This is a genomic window from Novosphingobium sp. PhB57 (genome assembly GCF_004342985.1).
Classification (GTDB): Bacteria; Pseudomonadota; Alphaproteobacteria; order Sphingomonadales; family Sphingomonadaceae; genus Novosphingobium.
In genome coordinates this window covers 1-6,724 of record NZ_SMBO01000032.1, presented here as the reverse complement: position 1 = coordinate 6,724, position 6,724 = coordinate 1, and the positions used below count along the sequence as shown (strand labels likewise).

The 6,724-nt window shown below is 59.3% G+C and carries 7 protein-coding genes and 1 pseudogene; 6 read left to right on the top strand and 2 right to left on the bottom strand.

The window, feature by feature from the left end; translation table 11 throughout:
• Positions 1-325, top strand: a pseudogene (locus EDF58_RS25595) (hypothetical protein); the annotation flags it as partial.
• 663 nt (positions 326-988) lie between these two features.
• Here the strand turns inward: EDF58_RS25595 and EDF58_RS25590 are convergent.
• Positions 989-1,171 (bottom strand): hypothetical protein, encoded by a 183-nt coding sequence (locus EDF58_RS25590; protein WP_132270602.1) that lies wholly within the window; start codon positions 1,169-1,171, stop codon positions 989-991.
• Positions 1,172-1,883: 712 nt separating this feature from the next.
• Between EDF58_RS25590 and EDF58_RS25580 the strand changes: the two genes are divergently transcribed.
• Positions 1,884-2,093, top strand: a complete 210-nt coding sequence (locus EDF58_RS25580) for a cold shock domain-containing protein (protein WP_132270599.1) — start codon at positions 1,884-1,886, stop codon at positions 2,091-2,093.
• Between the two features lie 977 nt (positions 2,094-3,070).
• On the opposite strand, the gene EDF58_RS26250 is transcribed toward EDF58_RS25580, so the two are convergent.
• Positions 3,071-3,220: a hypothetical protein gene (locus tag EDF58_RS26250; protein ID WP_207913195.1), complete on the bottom strand. Its 150-nt coding sequence runs from the start codon at positions 3,218-3,220 to the stop codon at positions 3,071-3,073.
• Positions 3,221-3,571: 351 nt separating this feature from the next.
• Here EDF58_RS26250 and ligD point away from each other — a divergent pair, with 351 nt between their 5' ends.
• From ligD to EDF58_RS26245, 4 genes are all read left to right on the top strand, one after another.
• A complete protein-coding gene (ligD, locus tag EDF58_RS25570) occupies positions 3,572-5,257 on the top strand; it encodes a DNA ligase D (RefSeq protein WP_243654521.1) in 1,686 nt (561 codons plus the stop codon).
• Complete coding sequence (gene xth / locus EDF58_RS25565) at positions 5,254-6,063, top strand: exodeoxyribonuclease III (RefSeq protein WP_132270595.1); 810 nt, start codon at positions 5,254-5,256, stop codon at positions 6,061-6,063. Before ligD ends, xth begins: the two co-directional genes overlap by 4 nt.
• On the top strand, positions 6,060-6,305 hold the full coding sequence (locus EDF58_RS25560) for a hypothetical protein (RefSeq protein WP_207913194.1): 246 nt from the start codon (positions 6,060-6,062) through the stop codon (positions 6,303-6,305). The genes xth and EDF58_RS25560 overlap by 4 nt, the downstream gene beginning before the upstream one ends.
• 228 nt (positions 6,306-6,533) lie before the next feature.
• The coding region (locus EDF58_RS26245; protein WP_207913193.1) for a hypothetical protein at positions 6,534-6,724 on the top strand (191 nt) is incomplete at its 3' end.

Sequence of the window (6,724 nt, the reverse complement as noted above, 5' to 3'; positions counted from 1 at the left end):
CGATCTCGATACCCGTTCGCATGCCGCATCGTCGCACGGCACCGAAAGAATGGGAATCCCTCAAGCGGACTCATTCGTTCCGATCAATCCACTAGGCAGGGATTGCGTCGCGCACGCCCGTATGTTCTTCAACAGCCGCGACCTCGATCTTGCCCATGCAGAGCCCGGCAGCTTCTCCATGATGCCGACCGATGCGATGATCGCTGACCTCCGTCGCGACTATGCTGCTATGGCGGGCATGATCTTCGGCGATGTGCCGGACTTCGATGCCATCCTCGCGACCGTCGATACGCTCCAGCGCTCATTGAATGAGTCAGCCGCCTAATTAACACCCATGGCGTTCCTCTTGTTCGAAATTCGTAAATGTATTCCTGACATGAGCAGCCGGATGTCTGAAGGACTCGAACCATCCCGTCATGCGGGCATAAGCTCGTTCAACGGCGTGCAGAAACCCAAAGATTAAATGGTATAGTAAGACCTCACGATAACTTTCCGATGCCTTCATTAGCGTCGGCCTCGCACCGGCTTCCGGCTAGGTGTGCTTGTCTTGACCGAAACGGATGGCTCGCTCGCCATTTCCTTTCTGCGAGGTGCACGCAAAGGCGGTGCAACGCCGAAGCCTTCAGTGCCGGCCTTGGCTTCCTCATGGAATCCGGGTTCAGGTGCCGATCGCGTGGTGATCCTAAAGATGTCTGGAATTTCCCGGCCACGCATGTGATTATCGCCGCACTGGATCGCAGATGTCCGGGACATAGGAATCATGAGGTGCGTATAGATGCGTGAACGAAGGGCGCTGGCGCGTCGTACCCCGATATCGAATCGGGCCGGACAAACGCTCCTACGGGTCGCCGTCGTTGCCTTGACGATCCTGATCGCTGTCTATGCCGCGGCGAATGTCGTGCATATCGAAAAACATCCGAGCGTGGCTGCCGTCAAGCGGTAAGCTGCGACATCAGAGCTCGGTCTGGGGCGGCTGCCGTGTAAAGGCTCAGTTGCGAAAGAACGGTATCGGAAGCGACGTAACCCGGCCTGCCGATCTGCGCCGTAAGCGATCGGCATCAGCGGCCTTTTGCTGCGCTTTTGCCAAGCTGTCCGTCTCGCAGATCTCGTCCTCAAGCCCGCGCGACGCCAAATCATGGCGCATTCCATCACGGCTATCCAGCTCGCGCATCGATTTCTCCTAGTTGGCAAGCGATATTTCAGGTGTATTTGCGCTTATTCCGTTCGCTGCCCCTATCGGTAATAACACGGATTTTCAGATTTGTGAAAGCTCTGTGAGAAGATGTGCCGGTTTCTATTATGGGGAACGATTAGGTATTGGCGCTTTTTGAACTTGGGTTGTTCCGTCATGTTTTACTCCGGGAAACACGACAGGGTTTTCGAATTTCGAGAGCGCCCGGTATCCAGGGTATTATGGCAGCGCTGTTCCAGCGCCCAAATGGACACGGCGCGGATGGCGGTGATGTCACCCTAGGCGCGGTTCGGAGCAACCGGTGTCCGGTGGCGGTCAGCGGCCCGGTCCGCCGAAAATCCAACCGGCTCTTCCTGCTGTTGTTTGCGGCGCCGACCGGCCCCTATTTCCTCGCCTGCCGGGGGAGGCTCCTCGCGGCCGATTCCGGTCCTGCGCTTCGCAACGGCCTGGCGGTTCGGGTGCCCGCTGAAACCGTTCCTCAAGGTCTGCCCATCGCCCGGAAATGGCTCTGCGAGGAGCACCGCCAGCTGAAGTCAAAAGGAGCTGCTGCGCGCAGACCAAGTACAAAACGACTTAGTGTTCATAAGTGAACACTAAGTCGTTTCATTTCGAGAAATCTGAAAAGTTAACTGCGTTGACCCTCTAACCATCCTCGCGCAATGGATTGCTACGAATTGTTCGGGGGGCAACAATGCCAACGGGTCGTGTAGCATTCTTCAATGCTGCGAAAGGATATGGCTTTATCTCGCCGGATAATGGCGGGGGCGACTGCTTTGTTCATACCGATGCGCTGGGAGCTTCCGGCCTAACCAATCTTGTTGCAGGCGAGGCGGTGGCTTACCAAGTGCTGACGGCGCGGAACGGCAAGCGATCTGCTGTCAATATAAGCCGTTTGGGCTGATAGCATTCTGTCACGGGGGCGAGCATGCTACCGATATCGCAAGCAGTTATATCGGGTCTCGGGGAGCAGCGAAGCATTTCTGAAATGACCAGAAAGGGCTCGCGGGATCGAAGGTGGAACGCGGCTGCGCCGGGACCGCCAGTCGCGCCATTTCCGCCGCAAATTCCCGTTTGACGCTCTCTCCGCCGCCGCTTTCGGAGTAGCTTGTAGTCAGGTCTCGCGCGGGGAATATCGCGGGCAATCGCAGGGTTCATTCATAGCAGATCCCCGGTGGGGGCGGCGGCTTCGTGCCGGGCGTTGCAGGTGTCCACGGCACATAACCACGGGGCTTGAAGATGTCCTGTTCGAGCGAGGCGAGGTGTTCTCATTCCTGTGCGCTAATGGTCCCAGCCGGCGATGCCCCGCTCCTGCTGGCAATAGAAATGACCGCGGAAGCTAACGGTTTCTTCTCGATCTGCACCCTTGGCATGGCCAGCATGCGGTAAGGTTCTTCAAGCAGCATTTGCCATGCTTCCCCTTGTTCACCAGCTAGGTTCTCGGCGGGTCCGACACCGGCCTCGGTCAGCAGTTTCGTTTCAAAATCACTCTGCCGTTTATGCGCCGCCTCGAGAGCCGAGCGCTGTTCCCGAGAGCTGTTCGGAGCCGGAACGGAGGCGGGCGCGGCTACTGGTATCGCCAGGGCAAAAGAGGAAAGAAGAACCTTCGTCTGACAAACTGGTGGAGGCTACGTCGATAGCAAATCGGACCGAGTTTCGAGTGAACTCGAGAGGGGGGTCAGAATCGGCTATACGCGTTTCCTACCGTGCCTGACCGGGGAATTGTGCTCCAAATCGAGTGTCCCTTGAGGGCGGTTGGTGCTGTCCAGCGCAACGTGACAGGGATATCATGGAACTGTCGAGCAACATTGACCGGGCGCAGCTTGCAAAGCGCGGCTCCCCCTTCCTCAACACCGGCCAGGCAGCGGCCTATCTCAAGATTTAAGCCGCCTTTTGAAGCAGCTTCGCCGCAAGCGCGGACCGATCGCCGTCGACCACTTCAATACGGGTCATCGCCATGCCGATCTCGTGCAGGGCGGCATGGACGATCAAGGCAAAAATCTCGTGAGCGCGCGCGAATACATTGCTCATGGGTTTCGCGACAGGCTGCCGAGATCGTGTCCCTCGAACTGGGGCCTCATACCGAGCATGAGATCGCAGTGGGGCTCAGCGGTTCTGCGGCCCGCGATCCGTCTTGTCATCTGCTATTTCTCTTCTCCTTCATTTGTGACCTAAGTCGGCGACGCCTCGGTCCAAATGCAGTTTCCACGATCGATGAGACTCATAGCGGCGGACGGCAAGCCGAGCCCGAAACGCGATGGAGCGAGTCGGTCGCTCCCGCACTTTTGTTGTTATGACGAACATCGGCCTTTCATCATGGCGCGAGTGATCCCAGCGTGCAGGAAAGCAGCTTCGACTAGCAGTGCTCCGCCCGTTCGTGCGGTGAAGCTCGCAACGCTGGCGGACACCGTTCCTGCTGGCAAGCGCTGGCTGCACGAGATGAAATATGATGGTTACGGCGTGCTGCTGAGCGTTGGCGGCGGCGAGGCGGTGGTGCTCGATACCGAGGGTCGCTCCAGCTTTCAGGTGCTGCAGAATGCACTGAAAAGCGCGCCCGGCTCGATCGACTATTTCGCGTTCAACCAACTGGAGTCCGATGGCGAGGACCTGACCCAGCTGGCACTGACCGAGCGCAAGCCGGAGCTCGCGAAGATCCTCCCTCAGGGTAAGTCGCGTTTTCCCTATTCGGATCACATTGCGGGCAATGGTGAGAACTTGCTAAACCAGTTCCGCGCCGCGTGCCTCGAGGGAGTCATCTCCAAGCCGGCCGATGGCCGGTACGTCGGCTCGCGATCGGGAGGCTGGCTCACGACCAAATGTATCAAGCGTCAGGAATTCGTCGTGGTCGGATGGACGCCGTCGGACAAGTCGCGGCTTTTCCGATCGCTGATCCTGGGCGTCTCCGAGGATGGAGTGCTCCGTTACGCCGGCAAGGTCGGCACCGGTTTTGACAACCAAGAGATCATCGGCCTGATGGTGGTCATGGCACCGCTCGAACAGGAGGCGCCGGCGGTGAAGGCGCCGCGCGCAGAGGTTCGTGGGGCGCACTGGCTGCGACCCAAGCGGGTGGCGGAGATCGCGTTTAGCGAGATGACCAATGTGAGAACGCTCCGGCATCCCTTCTATCTGGGTCTACACGAAGACAAGAAGCACGAGGCGGTAGTGATGGAAACGGAGGCGCCGGTGAAGGCGGCGACGATACCGGCCAGGTCGGTCGTCATCAGCAACCCTGACCGCGTCATCTTTCCCGAGGGCAAGATGAGTAAGGGCGAGCTGGCGGATTACTACGCGCAAGTTGCTCCGATCATGCTGCCCTGGGCTGGATCCGGACCGATCAGTCTTGTGCGCTGCCTCCAGGGCCGCGCTAAAAAATGCTTCTTCCAGAAGCATGACGCGGGCAGTTTCCGAGATGCCGTGCGGCATGTCGCGATTCGTGAAAAGGACGGGCATGATGAGCCCTATCTCTTCCTCGACACAGCAGAGGGTCTGTTCACTTGTGTGCAGATGGGCACGATCAAGTTTCATGGGTGGGGTTCGAGGATTGAAGACGTGAAGAAGGCTGACCGCCTCGTCTTCGATCTCGATCCCGATGTCGGCCTCGATTTCGAGAATGTGCGCAGTGCCGCCTTCCAGTTTTGCGAAATCCTCCAGACCCTGGGCCTCGAGACCTTTCCGATGCTGACCGGCGGCAAGGGCGTGCATGAGATTGCGCCGCTGGTCTCGGAGGCGGAGTGGCTGGAAGTGAAGGACTTTGCGCATCGGCTGGCGCAGGCAGTTGCCAAGAGCGACCCCGAGCATTTCACCGCCGCCTTGCCAAAAGTGCAGCGCAAGGGCCGCATATTCGTCGATTATCTTCGCAACCAGCGCGGGACGACGGCGGTCATGCCCTTTGCGGTCCGCGCGCGTGAAGGCGCACCGGTCGCAGTACCGATCACCTGGAAGGAAAAGGAGATGATCGACAAGCCATCGTACTGGAGCATCCGCGATGGTACCGATCTGGTAAAGCGGGCCGGCTCGAAGGCGCTCAGCGGTTGGAGGCGCGCCGACCAGACCTTGCCCGACCTATGAAAATCGCCAGCTACAATGTGAATGGCGTAAATGGCCGGTTGCCGGTGCTGCTGCGCTGGCTCGAGGAAGCAGAACCCGATGTGGTTGTGCTCCAGGAGTTGAAAGCGCCGCAGGAGAAGTTTCCGGAAAGTGCCATTCGCGACCTTGGCTATGATGTCATCTGGCATGGACAAAAGTCGTGGAATGGGGTCGCGCTGCTAAGCCGCGTCGGCCATATCCACGAGACGCGGCGCGGACTTCCGGACGATCCTGACCTGGGTCAGAGCCGCTATATCGAGGCGGCAGTCAACGGCATCCTGGTTGGCGGGCTCTATCTCCCCAATGGCAATCCGCGGCCCGGCCCCAAGTTCGAGTACAAGCTGCGCTGGTTCGACCGGCTGATCGAGCATGCCGCCGGGCTGCTGGAGAGTGGGTTGCCGGTGATCCTGGCGGGTGACTTCAATGTCATTCCGACCGATCTGGACGTCTACAAGCCGGAGCGGTGGCTTGATGATGCGTTGTTCGCACCCGAAGTGAAGGCGGCCTACTTCCGGCTGCTGGACCAAGGTTGGATCGATGCCCTGCGTACGCTGCATCCGGGTGCCGTGATCTACACATTCTGGGACTATTTTCGGAACGCCTATGGCCGCAATGCCGGCCTGCGCATCGATCATCTGCTCCTCAGCCCCGCGCTCGCCGACCGGTTGCTCGAAGCGCAAGTCGACAGCCATGTGCGCAGTTGGGAAAAGACCAGCGACCATGCACCTGTCTGGATCGAGTTGGCCGACAAGCCGAAACAAAAGCGAGCCCGGAAAGCGAAGGCGTGATGAAGATCGAGAGCTTCCTGCTCAGCGAGAAGGGCTGGGTACCGAATAATTCGCGGCTGCCGGTAGTCTTCTACCGCGGGGCACTGGTTGGTGATGCTAATGGACTGGCGGACCAGTTCGAGGCCCTGTTCGAAGGTCACGGTGGGTCCCCGGACTGGCGCGACAGCGTGTTCGATTATCACCACTATCATTCGATCGCATATGAGGCTTTGGGTTTCTTTGCAGGCGAGGCGACGCTTTAGCTTGGCGGGCCAGGTGGGCGCAACGTTTCTGTAACAGCTGGCGATGCGCCATGCTGCCGACGGCGACCGGTCACCGCGCGGTCTCTGCGAGCCAGGATTTCCAAGTCGTGAGGCCTAACCGCAGGGGCCGGAAAGATTGGCGCTTTCCGCGTGGCGGCGATATCGAGGCGGCAAGAAAATGGCTTCAGGATAGCAGCGCCCGCGGCGATGCTTGGGAAGCGCTGGAGGATGCAGAACTGGATTATCAAAAGCCGTATGAGGCTTGAACGTTTTCGCATCGCCACATTCAAGGGTTCCCGCGCGGCGGTGCGGCGTCAGCACAGGCGGGACTGTCAGGAATTCCGTGTGTGGGCAGGCGGTCGATCATCAGGCCGCCATGGCTCTGATGAAGCGTTCGCCGAAGATCACGGCAAACTGTG

Bases quoted from the DNA above. Each gene is read 5' to 3' on its own strand.
- EDF58_RS26250 (WP_207913195.1), bottom strand. From the start codon at position 3,220: ATGAGCAATGTATTCGCGCGCGCTCACGAGATTTTTGCCTTGATCGTC.
- EDF58_RS25590 (WP_132270602.1), bottom strand. From the start codon at position 1,171: ATGCGCGAGCTGGATAGCCGTGATGGAATGCGCCATGATTTGGCGTCG.
- xth (WP_132270595.1), top strand. From the start codon at position 5,254: ATGAAAATCGCCAGCTACAATGTGAATGGCGTAAATGGCCGGTTGCCG.
- EDF58_RS25580 (WP_132270599.1), top strand. From the start codon at position 1,884: ATGCCAACGGGTCGTGTAGCATTCTTCAATGCTGCGAAAGGATATGGC.